The organism is Paenibacillus hubeiensis (genome assembly GCF_032334105.1).
Lineage (GTDB): Bacteria > Bacillota > Bacilli > Paenibacillales > Paenibacillaceae > Paenibacillus > Paenibacillus hubeiensis.
Genome location: NZ_JAVYAE020000003.1, coordinates 307,321 through 325,834 on the forward strand (window position 1 = coordinate 307,321; position 18,514 = coordinate 325,834).

10 protein-coding genes are annotated in these 18,514 nt (G+C 50.9%); 1 reads left to right on the top strand and 9 read right to left on the bottom strand.

Going from position 1 to position 18,514, the window contains the following annotated elements:
- Positions 1–18 precede the first annotated feature (18 nt).
- Positions 19–2,439 (bottom strand): RNA polymerase recycling motor HelD, encoded by a 2,421-nt coding sequence (gene helD / locus RSX24_RS11470; RefSeq protein ID WP_438286808.1) that lies wholly within the window; start codon positions 2,437–2,439, stop codon positions 19–21.
- Between the two features lie 476 nt (positions 2,440–2,915).
- Here helD and RSX24_RS11475 point away from each other — a divergent pair, with 476 nt between their 5' ends.
- Positions 2,916–4,358, top strand: a complete 1,443-nt coding sequence (locus tag RSX24_RS11475; protein ID WP_343260651.1) for a 4-hydroxyphenylacetate 3-hydroxylase family protein — start codon at positions 2,916–2,918, stop codon at positions 4,356–4,358.
- 116 nt (positions 4,359–4,474) lie between these two features.
- Here RSX24_RS11475 and RSX24_RS11480 read toward each other — a convergent pair whose 3' ends face one another.
- The 8 genes from RSX24_RS11480 to RSX24_RS11515 all read right to left on the bottom strand — a co-directional run bounded on the left by RSX24_RS11480 (position 4,475) and on the right by RSX24_RS11515 (position 18,368).
- Positions 4,475–5,476, bottom strand: coding sequence for an AraC family transcriptional regulator (locus tag RSX24_RS11480; protein WP_343260652.1), 1,002 nt, complete (start codon positions 5,474–5,476; stop codon positions 4,475–4,477).
- 84 nt (positions 5,477–5,560) lie between these two features.
- Positions 5,561–6,760 carry an MFS transporter gene (locus tag RSX24_RS11485; RefSeq protein ID WP_343260653.1) on the bottom strand — a complete coding sequence of 400 codons (1,200 nt, stop codon included), beginning with the start codon at positions 6,758–6,760 and terminating at the stop codon, positions 5,561–5,563.
- Between the two features lie 28 nt (positions 6,761–6,788).
- Positions 6,789–9,563, bottom strand: a complete 2,775-nt coding sequence (locus RSX24_RS11490) for a family 78 glycoside hydrolase catalytic domain (protein WP_343260886.1) — start codon at positions 9,561–9,563, stop codon at positions 6,789–6,791.
- Positions 9,564–9,842: 279 nt separating this feature from the next.
- Positions 9,843–12,176, bottom strand: coding sequence for a glycoside hydrolase family 95 protein (locus tag RSX24_RS11495; RefSeq protein ID WP_343260654.1), 2,334 nt, complete (start codon positions 12,174–12,176; stop codon positions 9,843–9,845).
- A 150-nt stretch (positions 12,177–12,326) separates the two neighbouring features.
- The gene (locus RSX24_RS11500) at positions 12,327–13,973 is read right to left on the bottom strand and encodes an extracellular solute-binding protein (protein WP_343260655.1); all 1,647 of its coding nucleotides are present in this window, start codon (positions 13,971–13,973) and stop codon (positions 12,327–12,329) included.
- A gap of 35 nt (positions 13,974–14,008) precedes the next feature.
- Entirely contained in the window at positions 14,009–14,908 is a 900-nt protein-coding gene (locus RSX24_RS11505) for a carbohydrate ABC transporter permease (protein WP_343260656.1), read from the bottom strand.
- A gap of 15 nt (positions 14,909–14,923) precedes the next feature.
- Positions 14,924–15,808: an ABC transporter permease gene (locus RSX24_RS11510; RefSeq protein ID WP_236414349.1), complete on the bottom strand. Its 885-nt coding sequence runs from the start codon at positions 15,806–15,808 to the stop codon at positions 14,924–14,926.
- A 325-nt stretch (positions 15,809–16,133) separates the two neighbouring features.
- On the bottom strand, positions 16,134–18,368 hold the full coding sequence (locus tag RSX24_RS11515; protein WP_343260657.1) for a helix-turn-helix domain-containing protein: 2,235 nt from the start codon (positions 18,366–18,368) through the stop codon (positions 16,134–16,136).
- Positions 18,369–18,514 lie beyond the last annotated feature (146 nt).

The following is an 18,514-nucleotide window of genomic DNA, read 5'->3' on the forward strand; positions in this document are numbered from 1 at the left end:
CCGCATATATTGAAATTTTCAATAAGAACGCAATTCGTACAAATTCGCGGGCAGTGCTTGCACAAACGGCGACCATTCACCGGTCGTATACAGATGGAGACGATGCATGGCCCGCGTACACGCGGTATAAAGAAGCTTTCGCTCGTTTTCCTGCGCGTATGTTTCGGGTGAAGCATCGTAGATCAGGACGGCATCGAACTCGACACCTTTGGCGAGATATACGGGAATCACCATGACTCCTTTATGAAATCCCAAGGTATCCTTTGTGATCAAGCGAAGCTTCTCACCTCCATGAACACGCAGCGATTCGTAAACCTCCCGGCTTTCGGATGCACTCTTCGTAATGACGGCGATCGAATCGAACCCTTCGGCCATAAGTCCATCGATGTCTGCCCAGATTTGCGAATAGCGCTGATCCGCATCTTCCAATTGCACCAGGATCGGTTTATGACCTCCGCGTTGAAATGGCATAATCCCCTCTCCGTCCGCAAGCATCAATCTTGTGAATTCGACGATTTCCCGGGTTGAACGATAACTGCGCACAAGACGAATAAGTCTGGTTTCGTTTTCCCCAAAAAGACGAAGCAGCGGCGAATCATCTGCGTCCAGACTTGTCGCCTGCAAGAAGATCGCTTGCCCGAAGTCGCCCAGCACCGTCATCCTGGCACGCGGGAAAAGCTTTTTCAAATATTCATATTGCAGGGGTGAATAATCCTGGCCCTCATCAACAAAGACATGCCGAATATCCGTGTTCGTTCGGACTCCTTCGATCATTTCCTTGACATACAGATACGGCGTCGCGTCTTCATGAAACAATTCGTTCCTCATCAGCTTTTCCTTGGTCTGTTTGCATATTTCCAACCAAAGCGGAGGCGTTGCAGCGCCATTCGTTCTCTCCCGATAAACGGACTCGTCAGCAAACAATTGGGCATATATGCGTTGAACATTCACAAACTTAAATTTCCTTACGCTTCTTCTCAGCGGTGCAAAGCGTTCTTTCACGACCTTGCGGCGCAGCAACTGTTCCTCTTTTACGGCATAGTCGAAATCGCCCTCATCGCCCCGGCGCTGCTTGGTTATTTTCTCACGAACGACGGCATAGTGCTCCGTTAGATCCAACAATTCCTTTTCTTTGTGCAATGAGCGGTAAGCTTCCGCATATTGGTCATTATCGAGGTAACTCAATTCCTCCTCTACCCAAGGCGCATCCCGTTCCGCACGCTCAAGCGATGCGAGCTCTTTCAGCAGCCATTCCTGCAAAAGAGCGATGCGGTTAACCAAGGACAAGGAACGGTCATAACCGTAAAATGTCGTCTTCATTTGCTCTGCCGTAATCAGCTCACGGTCCCGGAACCGGATGCTGTTGAACTGCATGCCTTCTTGCCCCAGCCACACTCCATAGTTTTGCAGGGCTTGCATGAAAACCTCGGAAGCTTTGTATTCGATGCCTCGAATGCGGGCCTCATATCCTGCCGAACCTCGCGCAGTCAGCACATATTCAATCTGATCAAAAACATCCTCCAAACGGAGTGCGGAACCCAGCCAATAGTCCAGATACTCTTGAAACGTCGTCTGCTGCATGTTCTCCTCGCCAAGCTCCGGAAGGACGGTGGAGATATAGCTGTTAAACATCGGATTCGGCGAGAAAAGAACGATTTGATCCGCCCTGATGGTCTGACGATGTTTATAGAGCAGGTACGCCACCCGCTGCAGTGCCGCAGAAGTTTTGCCGCTGCCGGCTGCACCTTGAACGATGAGCATCCGGTGATGGTCGTCGCGGATGATGGCATTTTGTTCTTTTTGGATCGTTGCCACGATGCTCTTCATTTGCGAGTCCGCGCCTTTGCCGAGCACCTGCTGCAATAACTCGTCCCCGATCGTCTCGGTAGCGTCAAACATGTTGCGAATTTTCCCGTTCTGTATCTGAAACTGCCGCTTGAGCTCCATCGTGCCTTCGATCTTTCCGACCGGCGTGACATAGGAGGCTGGCCCTGGAGAATAGTCGTAGTACAAACTCGCGATGGGCGTACGCCAGTCATAGATCAAAAAATTCAACCCGTCTTCGTCAAGGAAGGAAGAAACCCCGATATAAACCTGTTCACTGGAGTTAAGCCCCTTCTCGTGAAAGTCGATCCGTCCAAAATACGGGGACGTTAACAAACGCTTCATATTGTTCCATTGCTGGACCAACCGCTTATGACTGCGTTCCCTTTCTGCCAGCACTGCGGATTGCTGTTTAATCGTATAGAAGGTTTCCTCGAAGTCTTCATCCGTAGCCGTATTGATCGTGACTTCTTCCCAGAAGCGTTTGCGGATGTCGCTGGCCTGATCTCCCAGCCCTGCAACCTCGGGCTCCAGTTCATCCATTCTCGCTTGCAGTTTAATTTTGACCTGTTCCAGCCGTTCCTGTTCTTGATGCCATTCATTGTTCTTGATCACGTTTAGGACACGCTCCTCTTCCAAGTTGTTGGGCGAAAAAGAGCATTGACAATCCCAAATCCAGAGTGTATAATTAAATTAGGGATAAAATTAGTAACACAATTTATTTGTTTTGTCAATGACGCTATTGAGTATATCATGGCGTTTGTTTTAGTTCAATTCTTTTTTGACATTACTGAACATACCTTGTTATTGAAAAAGGAAAAGATGCTCCTCCTGTTGAGAGGAACATCTTTTTTTTGTCCTTGATGTTCTCTTGAAAGCGATACTTCGACCTTCGTTGAATCTGGTCCTACCCTGGCTGTGATCCATGGCCGAGCTTATTGGCTGCATTAGACGGTTAACGTTGACTTTTCGGACATAGGAGCGTTATTCTTTCAGAAGATACAAGTTGTATCGAACCCCAACTTCTTCTGTTCACTTAACTTGGCTTCTCGAGGATTCGCAGCTTATGCCAATAAGGAGGCTCATACATAATGAGTTTAACGATGTCTCGTGGACAAGCATATATTCACAGATTAAATGACGATCGGAATGTGTGGTTGGACGGTGAACGTGTCAGCATTCCCCATCACCCGGCTTTTCAGGGAACGCTGCAAACGATAGAACGATTGTTCAATCTGGCGGATGAACCCGAAACGAGGGATACGGTCGCTTTTTGGGACGAGCAGACGGCAGGATATGTTCACCGCGCTTTTCAACTCCCCCTCTCCCCTAACGATATCCAACGCAGAGCGGGTGCCTTTCGGCTATGGGCTGACCGGACCCATGGCGTCATGAGCCGATTATCGGACTACGCCCGCTCCCGTCTGACTGGCTGGTATGCGACTCGCCATGACATGGCAATATACGATCCTTATTATGCAGACAAATTAGCAGCCTACTATCAGGAAGCCAAACGAAAAGACGCGTTCCTGACCATTGTGCAGCGCGATCCGCAGATCAACCGAGCCTTGCCTGTCGGCCAAGATGAGGACGCCATGCTGCGCGTTGTTAAAACAAATGCCGAAGGCATATTCCTTCGTGGCGCCAAAATGGTGGCCACTGCGGCCCCTTATGCAGATGATATCGTCGTTTATCCGGTACAGCGAATTCCGGCAGATCGTCCGGAGCTGGCCCATATGGTCATCGTGCCTGTCTCAAGTCCGGGCTTGCACCTGGTATGCCGGGAATCTTTTGCTGCGAAGACCCCCGACCCAAGTCATCCGCTCAGTGCACATTATGATGAAATGGACGCGATCCTCTTTTTCGACGACGTACTGGTCCCTTGGGAGCGTGTGCTCATACATAACAATCCGGAAGCATTGTGGCAGATCCGCAGCAATGCCGCATCGTCCAGCTTGGCTTACCACCAGAGCATCATTCGTCTGCATGCAAAACTGGAATTCATAACGGCCGTAACCTCGGCGGTTGCCAACGAAATCGGCGTGGATTCCTTCCTGAACGTTCAGGAACAGCTTGGGGAGATGATCAGTCAGATGCAAACTATCGAGGGACTGATCATCGCTTCTGAAGCCCAGGCCAAATCGGACGCGCATGGCAACTGGCTTCCTTCATTCCCATTCATCGAAACCGCCCGCAATTTGGGAAGCCGGTATTATCCGCGTGCCGTGGAAATTTTGAAAACCATCGCTGCAGGCGGGCTGATCCAGATTCCCTCCGGAAACTTCGATCGTAATGAACCGCTGAGACCTTTGCTGGACAAATACCTTGGCGGAACGACGATGCAAGCTTTAGAAAAAATTCGCCTGTTCCAGCTTGCTTGGGATATAACGGGCAGTCCGCTTGGAGCGAGGCATGATCTTTATGAACGGTTCTATGCGGGAGATCCGACCCGCAACCGGGCAAATCAATATGTGCAATACGACAAGGAAACGTTAAAAAAGAAGCTTGAACCATGGCTGAATATCCCTCTGTAACCGTGCTCTGGCCTGCCGCATTTTTTTCATAGAACAAAGCTCCTGTCCGTCACTCCGGGCAAGAGCTTTTCTTTATTGGAACTTAAAACAAACCAACGCTGCCAGATGTCTGCTCTTCAGAACGCGGCCGACGGATTGTTGCGAATGGTTTGCGGGGTAGCCCCATAAACTTGTTTAAACTTTTTATAAAAAAAACTCATGCTCTCATAGCCGACCTGTTTGAAAATCGTCTCAAACGGCAATTGGGTGTTCACGACCAAGGAATAAGCCGCGTTCAACCTGATGTTGGCAATCAGCTGCGTATACGTCAAACCGGTTACCTTTTTCAACTTGTTGCTCAAATAGGTACTGTTATAGCTAAAATGGTCGGACAATTGCTGCAGGCTCAAATTCCTGTAATGTTCCTCCATATAATTCAAAATGGCCGTGATGTTGTTCTCCTGCTCGTTCAGGCGAATGTTGTGCTCGCTTTCCAATACGCGGACCAGTTCCCCAAACACGATCTGCATGTACGCCTTCACCAATTCCATCGAATCGTCCTGCTCGGAATAGTACTCTATCAACATTCTTCGCAAAATATATTGCAGGTTGTCGTGATCCTGGGATTTGAAAATAATGAAGTGATCATGGTGCTGATGCTGAAGCACCGAGTTGGCCAGAAATTCGCCAATCAAGCTTTTTTTCTTCGACAACCGCTGCAGGAACAGCGAAGAGATCGTCTCCCTTTGCAGCAAAATATTAATAAGGATATCGTTCTCCCCGAGCGGAGCGATGCTATGAGGCACATCCTTGTCCAGCACGCACATCTGGCCTTGGCCCAGCTGAATTTCTTTACCGGCGATGATCTGATGGCACGTTCCTGAATACACATAGTTCAACTCAATGAATTCGTGCATGTGTTCCAGCATCGGAGCGAAGCGGTTATGCTTTTTAATATAAATATCGTGTTTGCCGAAGAAAAACGATGCGGGCATGCGATACATCTTCCGCTGCATGTCGAAATACCGTTCGTCTTCGGATTCTGCGGAAAGATCGTTGATGACCTCATTGTTCCGCTGCTGCAACCGTTCGATGTCCGTTTTGGTTCGCAGCAAGCGATCCAGCTCTTGAAGATCCATGAACGACACCCCCTCTTTGCTTAGATCATGGAGAAGCGGGCAGCGGACTGCCCGTGGATGGATACTACTTTCAGCGAGAAACCGTTACCCGCCCAGCACGGCTGCCTGATCCCGATTTGCCTTTCCTTTGACGGCAATTCCCAGACAGATCACCGCAGCAACCGTGAACACGACGGCAGATACGAGGAATGCGAATGATGCAGTGCCATTGCCAAACATCGTGCCGACTGCGTTGATGACGTAAGGTGAAGCAAACGCTCCCAAATTGGAGCCTACCATCGCAATTGATATGGAAATCGTTTCGCTCCCTTTGGGCACGATTTTGGTCAGCGTCGTAAAGATATAAGGGATGAACAACGCAAAGCTGAACCCAATGATCAGCATAGCGATCGTCACCATGGTTACGCTCTGGGAAACCCACAACAGCACAAAACCTGCTGCCGTCAACAAGCTTGAAATAAACGGAGCGTAACTTCTGAACCATGTATATATTTTGCCAAACAAGAACCCGGCGACCATGGACGACAAGGAAAACAATGTGAATGCGGTCCCCAAAAATCCGGCATTCGACATGCTTTTCTCGCTAATCATAATGCCCGTTTTGGTGTACACGATCATGATAAACGTCATAAACAGGAACAATGCGGCACTCAGTCCAAGCACGGGCATCGATACTCCACGGCTTTTGGTGCCCGTTTCTGCTGGAGTCTGTGAAACAGGCTCGGCGCGCTTTGGTTCAGGTACGACAAGGAAAAACAGCAACGCGATAGGCAGCGCAATGGCATAACATAAGAAAGCATACTGCCAATCGATCAAGGCAAGCTGTCCGGCTACAAAGGTAGCGAGGCTGCTTCCCAGCCCTTGAACGGCGCTTTGGAATCCCACCAGCTGGGCCCGTTCGTCTCCCTCGAAAAAGTCGCTGATCAAGCTGACGGCAAGCGAGTTGAATATGCCAAGCCCGGCGCCGAGTACCAGTCGTAACGCGAGAATCCAAGTGATATTTGTTGTGAACATCGGCAGGATTCCCCCGGCCAGCACCAGCAGGAGCCCAAGCATCACCGTATTTTTCTTGCCCAACCTTGAAGAAATCGGGCCGCTCAGCAGCACAAACAGCATCATGGAGAAGGAAGGGATCGTGACTACGCTTTCGATCAGGGAACTGGATACGTCCGATAACTGGTTCAGCATCATCGGAATAATGGCCGAAATGGCACTCGCTGACGTCAAGACCAAGGAAATGGACAGCAGGGCGGTTTTGAATAAAATGCGATTTTTCGTCTTCATGACAAGTCCCTCCTCTAGTTTACGCGATTTATCTTCTGGATGCATGCACGGGGGCAAGAGCCGGCTCGTATTTATACTGGAACGTGTATTGTCCTGAACCTGCTGTAAATGTCAATCCGTTCTCTCCATTGTTGCAGAACACCTCCGCGTTCCCCTCTATCCCCATTTTCCCGGCCAATTCCGGCGGAATGTTAACTGGCGGATTCGCAATCGAAGGATACTGCGCAGCAATGGTCCGCTGCAATACATCCGGTTCCTTTACGCCTGGCAGCGTAATTGCGGCTGTTGTATTGTGCGGGATATTCACTTTAAGCAGCATTTTCCCTTCCACGATTTGCCATTGAACCTCAAGGGCTCCATATGGCGTTTCCAGTTTGCCGCGTGCCGACGTCAGATTAACCGGGGGTTTGGGGGCGATTCGCGATTTTTTGTAACCCGCCTCCATCAGATCGATTCCCGCAATGCTGCGATACATGAAATCGCCGATCGAACCATATGAATAGTGGTTAAACGAATTCATCGCCGTACTCCAGAACGATCCGTCCTCTCTGATGCTGTCCCAATGCTCCCACATGGTCGTTGCTCCCCGTTCAACTTGATAGAGCCATGAAGGGTAATCGTTTTGGAACAATAATGTATAGGCTACATCCGCATAGCCATTGTCGGATAAAACCAGGCAAAGATATGGTGTGCCGACAAAACCGGTATCCAGATGCATGTTTTTCTTTTCAATGAGCCGAACGAGTTCCTGGATGACTTGCTTTTTATGCTCTTCTGGCACCAAATCAAAGTGCAGAGCGATGACCTGTGCAGTCTGTGTTTTGGAGGTGAGCTGGCCTGCCTCGTTGAAGTATCGGGCGGCAAATGCCGCTTTGATGCCTTCGTGCAAAGACTTGTAGGTTTTGTAGTCGGTATAACGATTGAGCAGTTTGGCCGTTTGCGCGACGATCTGCGTTGAATACGCAAAGTAGGCCGTGGCGACCAACGTTCCGTCCGTTGCCCCGAAATAACTTCCTTCCTCGCTGTCCAATGCCAGCCAGTCTCCGAGCTGCAGTCCGGTATCCCATAGACATTCTTCGTTTCCTTGTGCTCGTACGTAGTCGACCCAAGCCTTCATGCTCTCGTATTGCTGAGCCAAAATTTGCTTGTCGCCATAACACTGATAGATCGTCCACGGGCAAATGACGGCTGCATCTCCCCAAGCCGCTGTCGTTCTCCCTGTGTTATCTGCAAACGTCCCTTTAAGTACGTCCGGAACGACAAAAGGAACCGCCCCGTCTTCCATCTGGTTGTAAGCCAAATCTTTCAGCCATTTGCGAAAAAAAGAAGCCGCATTCATATTGAAACTGGCCGTTCTCGCAAAAATCTGCGCATCACCGGTCCATCCTAACCGTTCATCACGCTGCGGGCAATCGGTCGGCACATCCAGAAAGTTCCCCTTCTGTCCCCAAACGATGTTATGCTGCAGCTGATTGAGCTTGGGATCGGACGTTTCGAACGTACCGATCGACTCCATACCCGAATGCAGTACAACGCCGGTGAAATCTTCAATCGTGATCCCGTCCGGAAAACCTTCAAGCTTCACGTACTGAAAGCCCTGGAACGTAAAATGCGGCCGATACGTTTCCGTGCCATTTCCGCTGCAGATGTACGTAATCTGCTGTGCCGCATCCCGAATATTATCCCGATAAAAGTTTCCTTCCTGATCCAATACCTCGCCGTGAACCAGATTCAAGATCGTGCCCCTTGGTGCTTTGACTTTGAATTCCAGCCATCCCACCATGTTTTGCCCCAAGTTCAGCACAAGCTCCCCTTTGGGCGTTCGAATGAGTTCAACCGGTCGGAGACGATTCATGATCCGCACGGGTTCGTTCTCCTGGGCAACCAGATGGCTCAAAGGAAACGGCATGACTTTCATCATTTTGCGTTCATTCACGGTTGGATTTCCGTCTTTCGGCAACGCAAGCCTTGCATCATAAATTTCGCCGTTATAGATGTCCGACATCAGAATGGCGGAGCCCGTTTCTTCCCAAGTGGCATCGGAGCAGATCAGCTCGGTGCGGCCGTCTTCATAGCTAATTTTCATTTGCAGCAGCAAGGCATTGGTATCCCCATACGTGTCCTTGCGCTTTTGCCATCCTAGATAACCGCTGTACCAGCCTTCACCCACCGTTGCTGTAATGGAATTATGCTGCTGGCCAATAAGATCGGTGACGTCATAGGTCTGTACCTGTATGCGATCGTTATAATCCGTCCATCCCGGGGTGAAGTAGGCCTCGCCTACTCTTTGCCCATTCAACTGTAATTCATACAATCCGAGACAGGTCGCATAAATAACGGCTTTGCTAACCTTGCCCCCTACCGAGAAAGTTTTGGTGGTCGCAAATGGTGCCCGCGCCTGAAAGCCTTCGTGGATGCTTCGCTTCTGGACAGTGATCCATTGCGCTTTCCAATCCTGTTCATGCAGCAGCCCCATTTCCCAAAATGCCGGCTCGCTCCACGCGGACTCTTGCGGCTCCGCATCCCCTGCCCCTTGGGCCCATACTTTGACCCGATAATAATATCGTTGGCCCGATTCCAACGGCGGCCCTTCGTATGGAACAAGAACGGATTGCTCCGAGTAAGCGAAATGGTTCCAGATCAGCGAATCGAATGCCGCATTCAAAGCGACCTGCAGTTGGACCCGTTTCTGCGTGACATACATGCTGTCGGATTCGATGTGCCAGCTTAACCGCGGCTTCGGGCACCCCAGCCCAATCGGATTGTTGAAATGTTCGCATCGAAGCGTTTTCACTTTCAGCATCATATGATGACCTCCCCTTGATCCTCTTGCGTAACTACTATAATTAAAACGCTTCCAAGGAAGGAGCGTCAATGTTGGATCCTTTCATGTTGAGTGCTTGATTTACAGGTGTTGATGGTTGGGCAGGCAGTTTACTCAAGTTAATCTAAGCAAGAAACAACAGAAAAAGCCGCTCCAAGGCGGCTTATGAACGGCTTAAAGAACGGTTGTATTCCTTCTGATCGTGAACATCATTCCAACCATGAATCAAAACGCATGACGGGTTGCAGGCTCATATCGTTATTCGACCCGTTCCAGTCTATCGTTGAAATGAGTTCTTCCACCCGCTTCAGCCTGAAACGTCGTTTTAAACCCTTGCGTACACACGGTAAACGTTCCTGTCGATAATGTGCGAATGGTTGCCGACGCTAGCTTGCCGCTCTCCCAAGTCATATCCACCTCGGCATTGCCTTTGACCCGAAGACCGGATACGGTTCCCGTGCTCCATGCTTGCGGCAGCGCAGGCAACAAACGGATCTCTCCTTGATCGCCCTGCAGCAGCATTTCCGCAATGGCAGCGGTACCTCCCATATTCCCGTCAATGACAAATATGTTGCTCTCCGCCCCCGCGATCCCCGACTTCGAATAGGTTAGCAGGTTATCAAAGCAAAGTCCGCTTATTAAATGGCGGATATGTCTGTATGCCGTCTCACCGTCATGCAGCCTGGCAAAGCACATACCGAACAAGGCGGCCGTAAATTCGACATCCTCCAATTCTTCCTGGGACATCCGGTTCTCCAGCGTCACACGCGCTGCCTTGCTCAGCTCCGGTGTCCGCTCAGGCGTGATTCGGTTCCGCGGATACAAGGCAACCATGTGCGACAAATGCCGATGCTCCGGCTGTGCTTCTTCATAATCCTCCAACCACTCCTGAAGCTGACCTTTCCGGCCGATTTGCAGCGGCGGCAAGATGGCAGTGGCTTCCTCCAGCCTGGTTCTAAGCCCTTCATCCCGATTCAGCAGCTTCGCCGCTGTCAGGCAAAACTCGAATAACTCGCGCACCAGCATTTGATCCATCGTTGGACCCATGGACAACTGGTGAACGGTACATCCGGCATTATCGGCATAGAAATGATTTTCCGGGGAGTTCGACGGGCCTGTCACCAGCCAGCCATATTTCGGATGGACTGTCATATAATCCAGAAAAAAAACGGCCGCTTCCTTTAGCACCGGATAGGCCGTGCTTTCCAGAAATTCGCGATCCTGATGGTACTCATAGTGCTCGATCAAGTGGGATGCGAGCCACAATCCCCCCGTAACATTCAGCCCCCATGACGTTTCCCAGCCGGGAAGCGTGAAGCCCCACACATTGGAGAAAACATGGGCCACCCAGCCGTCGCTGCCGTATAATTGTCGAGCCGTCGATCGGCCTGCCTCCGCCAAGTCTTCGATATAATTGAACAAAGGAAGGAGGCTTTCCCCCAGATTCGCGATCTCCGTCGGGTAATAATTCATCTGGGTATTGATATCCAGATGATAATCGCAGCTCCAACCCATGCGGCATGCCTCGCCGTCATTCCAAACCCCTTGGAGATGCATCGGCAGCGGGGAATCACTGCGTGAGCCCGCAATGGTCAAATAACGGCCGTATTGCAGGAACAATGCAAACAGCTGCGGGTCGTCATCCCCGTCCTGCGCCAGTGACCGGATGCGTTGGTCGGTAGGCAGGTCGGCATGCACCGGGCCGTTCAGCTGAATGCGCACCTTGCCGAATGGCTCGGCGTAATCGTCGATATGGTCCTGTCGCAAACGCGCATATCCTTTCCTCAGCGCCTGATCCAGCGTGAAACGGCTCTCCTTTTTCCAATCGGAACCTATACGGCGGTAGTCTGTGCTGACCGTAAAATAGATGATTGCCTCATCTGCACCCATCACCGTCATTCGCCCATTTTGCTCACTCACCGTGCCGCCTGAAACAACTACCTTTACGCAGCCTTCGGCCCCTACCCCGCAAGTCCCGTCGCTATGCACGGTTTCTGTTGCCTGTCCGTTGAAACCCAGCGTACTGTCATCAATGGCGATCGCCTGAAACGACTCCGTACTTCCTTCCAGCCAAAGGGTAAACGATACGTTTCCCGAGACGTTGCTCCACACTCTTGAGGCGACAAGGTCATCCGCATGTGTGGCAAAAACCTCGCGAGACAACGTAGTGCCCTTGCTCACCCACTCTGCCTTTGCTATCGCTTCGCCTAGATCGAGTTCCCGCCTGAAGCTTGCATATTCATAGCTGTCCACGTCGGTATCGCTGAATTCGATCACCACTTCGCACAATCCAAGATTTGTGCCGTAATTCCGCTTTGGCGGCTGCAGATGCTGCTTGGCCAAACGATCGCCTTCATCGATATTGCCGGAGAAAAAATGATGCCTCATCTCATCCAGCGCTGCTCTGCCTCCCGTTGAAGCAAACGCGGGGTCCTCGTCCGCTTGGCCGGACCAGTACGTAAGCTCGCTCATGCTCCACACCTCGCGATGCACATCGGCCATAACCACCGCACCGATTCTTCCATTGCCCAGCGGCAGACCTTGAGCCCACGTAACCGCAGGGGTAGAGTACCATAATTTGAAATCGTCCATTTCGTCCTCCCATCAGAGAAATCGCTTCGTAAGCCCCTCGTCCAGTGCTATGAATGTGCCGAACCGAACAAACGGCCTCCTGTTCATAGACAAAGCACACTCAGGTGCCCTTTTTGCGGCAGCACCCGAGTGTACCGGCTTTATCCCAAATTACTTGGAAGCCTCATACGCCTTTTGCAAAATCTCGAGATAACGGTCCAGCTTCAGATCCTGCAATCCTTTGACGTATGCGTCCCAGTCTTTGTCCAGATCCTTGTTGCCCGTAATGAACTGGAGCGTATTTTGTTCGATGTAATTTTTGATGTTGGTTTGCAGCAAGCTGGCCTCATCGATCTCAGCCGGATCGATCCAGACCGACCAGATCGGGAACAGCTCTTTCGGTTCATGTCCTTCATACAGCAGCGTTGCATCGTAAAGTCTGCGTTCGTAACCGTCGGATGCGTAAATATCGGTTCCTTGCACAAACGTGTCGCGATATTCTTTCGGCATGTAGAAGTGAGCCATGCCGCTCCAGCCTGCATTCCGCGGTGCCTCTCCCTCGGCCATCGGGATCAGTTTGACGACCGCCTTGGAATCCTTGCCCAGTGCGACGTCTGCCTCTCCGGGATCGGTCCAGTCGATCCCTTTCAAGCCGCTAGCCCCGTTCGTCTGGCCTTCGGGAGTGAACATATAGTCCACCATTTTGATCAAGGCGATCTGCGCTTCTTCGCTGGCTTTGTTCGTGATGACGAATTTGGCTCCAGGCTGCACGCCTCCTCCGTCATGCGTCGCATAGGACACGCCATGAGGACCTGTAATCGGTGGCACAGCATTGTAATGAGCCGATCGCGTGTTGCCCGGATCGATGTTCACGAAGATCGCCGGATGCATGCCCGCGCCTGCGCCCAAAATTTCGGCATCCGCGTTTTCCCCGATTTTTTTGAACGCTTCGGCATTCTGCGTAAAGGCACCCGGATCGATCAATCCTTCATCGAACAAAGACTTGATGTACGTCAATCCTTCTTTCCACTCGGGCGTGATCGCCGCGGATTGCACCTTGCCTCCGGACATTTGCAGGTAATTCCGGTCATCGTCGTATACAAAGGCGTTCATGAGAAACGGAACGACGCGTACGCCGAATTCCTCGATCGAACCGCTGAGCGGCACTTCATCCGCTTTGCCGTTGCCGTTCGGGTCCTGCGTTTTGAACGCTTTCAATACGTTTTTGAATTCTTCCGTCGTCTTGGGCATCTCCAGGTTCAGCTTCTTCAACCACTCGGTATTGATCCACATCTTGCTTGAATACGAGCAGTGGAAACACTCGGTATAGGCAACCAGACCATAAATATTGCCATCCGGCGCGGTGTTCAACGTTCTCAGGTTCTCGTTGCTTTCCATCGCGGCTTTGATATTGGGTGCATACTTGTCGATCAGATCGTTCAGAGGCACCAAAACCCCTTGTTTGCCGTATTTCAGAAGGTCTGCTTGTGAAAATTGGTCGATGTAATGCGTCAGCAGATAAGCATCGGGGTAGTCGCCGCTCGCCAGCGAGATTTGCCGTTTTTCCTTGGCTCCGTCAGACGGATTGATCTGCCAGTTGAATTTGATGTTGAATTTGTCTTCCACGAATTTCGTGAATTGGTTGGTCGGAATGTCGATTCCGGATTCCTGCACGGAAAATACGCTAATATTCACCGGACCATTCCCCGTTGACGATCCCCCGGACTCCGGTGCGGAAGCATTATCGCTTGAACATCCACTCAGCGCAAGCGTGAACAGCATCAACAGCATAAGCATCATGATGAGGCCTTTTTTCAAATCCGATCACTCCCTTTAGTTTTTGGCCGCCGGAATTATCCCTTAACCGAACCGACCAGCATTCCCTGTACGAAATGGCGCTGCACGAACGGATAAATAACCAGCACGGGCAGCGTGGCAACTACGATCAAAGCATATTTCAGCAGTTCGGCCAGCTGCTGCCGCTCCACCATTTTCGCTGCATCCATCGCCCCTGCGCTGTTGTTCTGGATGATGATGCTGCGCAGAATCAGCTGCAATGGGAACAAATCCGCCGATTTCAGATAAATCAGAGCATCGAAATACGCATTCCACTGCCCTACCGCATACATGAGGACCAGAACCGCAATGATCGGTTTGGATAAAGGAAGCACGATGCTCCATATGAAGCGCATGTCGCTGCAGCCGTCCATTTCGCTCGCTTCCAGCAGCTCCTCGGGAATGGAGGATTTGAAGAACGAACGGGCGATGATGACCTGCCAGACCCAGATCGCATTCGGGATCAGAAGCGCCCAGCGGGTATCGATCAGATGGAGCTGCTTGACGACCATGTACGTCGGAATCAAACCGCCGCTGAAGATCATCGTAAAGGTAATGACCATCATCAAAGCATTTCGGCCAAAGAAGCTTCTCCGCGATAACGGGTAGGCAATCATGATGGTCAGCACCACGCTGATGATGGTTCCTGCTGCGGTATAAAAGATCGAATTCCCATAGCCCGTCAAAATTTCGGGCGTGTGGAACAAGGCTTTATATCCACTGAGCGAAACGTCGACCGGCCATAACCATACACGACCGGACGTGACGGCTGCCGGGCTGCTGAACGAACTGCTGATAATGAAAATGAGCGGATAGATGACGGCCAACGCGACAAGACTGAGCACGATGTAAATCGCAATCAGGAATGTCCTGTCGGCGGCGGATTCTTGAATCCGTTTCTGCACGGGTACTGCCATGGGAAACCTCCTTTCCTACCAGATGCTGTGGTTGGTCGCTTTTTTGGCCAAACCGTTCACGGTCAGCAGCAAAACGAGATTGATCAGCGAGTTGAACAGGCCGACTGCCGTCGCAAAGCTATAGTTGGCGTTCAGCAGGCCGATCCGGTAAACATAGGTTGCAATGATTTCCGAGTTAGCAAGATTGAGCGGATTTTGCAGCAGGTACACCTTCTCGAAGCCGATGGCCATGACATTGCCTACATTGAGGATCAGAATGATCACGATGGTCGGCACAATTCCCGGCAGGTCGACGTGGCGGATTTTTTGAAACCGCGAGGCACCGTCGACTTTGGCCGCTTCGTAGAGCGTCGGATCGATGCCGGCGAGCGCAGCCAAATAAATGACGGCACTATAACCCGCAGTCTGCCAAATGTCGGACCACACGTAGATCGAACGGAACATGCCGGGTTCGCCAAGGAAATTGACCGATTCAAGCCCGAAGAAATGAAGGGCAATGTTGGCAAATCCGAGCCGTGGCGCCAGAAACAGCATAATGATCGAAACCATCACCACCGTTGAAATGAAATAGGGCGCGAACGAGACGAGCTGCACGAATTTTTTGAACTTCGTCCCCCTCACTTCATTGATCATCAGTGCCAATAGGATGGGGATCGGAAATCCGGCCAGCAGCAAATACCCGCTGAGCAAGATCGTGTTCTTAACCAGTGTCCAGAATAACGGATTTTCGAAAAAGAGTCGGAAATGTTGGAATCCAACCCACGGACTTCCCCATATTCCTTTGATGACGTTATAATCCTTGAAGGCAAGGACCGTATTGATCATCGGGTAATACTTGAATATGAGAAAAAACAGCAAGGGCGGAATAACCAGCAGATGCAATTGCCAGTGTTTCTTCATTTTTTTGCGGGCATCGATCCAAAAGCTCGTTTCTGCTCTCTGCGGCAATGACCTGCGATTTACGGTGACTTCTTCCTTCAGAACAACCCCCCCTAACGACAGTCTGTGGAACAGGAAAATGATAGCGCTTTCCACAAATTGATCATAGAGGAAACGGCCATCCCATAAACAGGTACAATTGCGCCGTTCGGCGTACAGTTATCCTGTGATCAGGGGCACAAAACAGCGCCAGAACGGCCATTTTTCCGTTTGCACCGGTACATCTGCCCCTAAAAAGGCCGCTCTGTCCCATACATGCCAAAGCCGGTTCAAGAACCCGCAGCGTTTAACCGCCACCCGATTGTCTGTACACGCTTGGGGATATGCCATTCAGTCTTTTAAAGGCACGCCTGAAAGAGTGCGAGCTGTTGTATCCGACTCTGGACGCAATTTCATCCACCGTGTATTTGCTCTCATTTAACAGAACCATCGCTTGATCCATGCGGACCTTGATCAAATAATCGGAGAAATTGATGCCTGTATATTCCTTGAACAATTGCGAAATATACTTCTCCGGACGTTCGACATGTTCGGCAACTCTGTACAGTGTAAGCTCGGTATCCGAATACATTTCGGCCGTGTATGCTTTGATTTGCTTGACGATTTGGCCGTGGACGTCTTTCTTTTTGTTGGCAATGAATCCGCACAGCTCTTTCATGATTGCAAACAAGGTGGTTTTGATGCTTTCCAGCGGCTCTGAAAGCGAGATATCGATAACAAGCCGTTTAATATCCTCGGCAGCGTCGTATTCGGTGAATACTTTCTGATCCAGCAGTTTGATGAATGTTCCCTTCATCTCACCGATCAGCTGATGCTTCATTTCGATGGACAGCTCCCGCTGCTGCATGTTTTGCGCGATGATGCCCTCAACGATCCGCTCGGCTGCTTCCAGCTCTCCGGCCCGAATCGTCGTGATCAGGCGCTGCTCGGAATCCAGCGGATAATAATAGGTCGTATGTTCGATATGGGCTTCGTTGTTCCAAACCATGCCCTTTCGGTTCGTGTGGATGGCATATTCCAGCGCTTGATGGGCTTGCTCGAAAGAAAGGCTCACTTCGGTCAAGGAGGCAAAAAGCTGACCAAAGCCCGACTGGATGGTTATTCGATATTCATTAAAGAGGTATTCCGCCAGACTCTCCATCGTATGCGTGATCTCGTTCACGGCACGATCTGATTCTTCATCCTCCTCGGCAGAGAAAAACAGGATGGCGACTTTGTCCGAATCCCAATCCGTCATTAATGCATCTGCGCCAAGGGCCGCCATCGCCTGTTTCAGCAGCAGACGGGATGCGTTCAGCTCATTCAGGACCTCGACATTGTCCATGCTGCCATAGCCTTTAATCTGGACGATGCCTGCATACCCCGTACTTTGCCGCAAACGAACTCCCGCTTGCTCCGAAGCGGAGTGAATCTCCTCCCTGGATTTGAATTCGCCGGAGAACATCCTTTTCAGGAATGCATCCCTCACCAGCGGAAGCTGGCGGTTCAGCTCGGATTCGAGCTGCTTGTTTTTCGTAATCATGTCGGCGATATTCCCGCTCAGAAAGTCGAACTCGTTTCTGGACGAGCGCTCATCCTTCCCGAATTGTTCTTTCATGACGCTCAGCAGCCGGTTGATGGGTACGCTGTGGCGGTAAGCCAGCACTAACCCCACCACAAGTCCGATAAGCAGCGTGCCGCCGGTGATGAGCATGCTCGTTTTCTTGATTTTGTTGGCATTCTCGAGCAGCAGGTCGCGCGGGATTCCCGCTTGATACACCCACCCGTTGGTTTTGGATTGCGTGGTAATGACCAGATCGTCCCCATAAAACTGGCTGGCCTTGCTCGGGTCGAACTTCGGATCAAGGGACATGTTGGCCATCTCCGCTTCTTCGCTTCCCTTTAGCGCAATGGTTTTTCCCTGCGAATCGCTGATCCGAACCCAACCGCCGTAGCGCTCCGTCATGCCGGACAGCAGTCCCGTAATCAGCTTTTCGTCAATCAAAACGACGGCGACCGCCGGCGATGAATCGTTAAAGCTGTCCAACGGCAACGACTGCATGTACGTGATGACCGACGTTTGCTGGCCTCTCGTCATAAACGGGCTGAGCGGCTTGATTTCGCTGCGGTGGTGGGTATCCAATATTTCCTTTGTCCATTCCTCCAATGACAGGTCGTTATAATGGAAATCGGCATAATAATGATTCGGCCTGTATGACGAACCCGGCGTCAGAATCAGATTGTAGTTCGCGAGGTAAATATAATAATTTTGCAAAAAATCGTTGCTGCGGCCAAACGAAAGCACGTTCTCCATCGTTCTCCAAATGCCGTACACATTGGTTTCGTTGTCCCGTTCGTTCATGAGCACGTTCAATTCCCGATTGACCGCAAGCTGTCTGGTGAACGCCTCCACCTCAGCCATGCGGCGCTCCAAAATGTCTTGGCCCTTCTGGAGCTGGATAACCCCGTTTTCGATGGAGATCGACCGGGTAACGGATATGGAGGTCAAATAGGACATATATCCGCCGATGCTGGGAATCACCAAAATGATCACGTAGGAAATTAAAAACTTCCGAAACACGCTGGAATTTCTAATGGGTAGACCCTCCCCTTGCAGAGATGTTGGTAGCGTTATCATAAACACAGATTATACCACTTTCGCGTTTCATCCAATGTTTTTTTCCACGA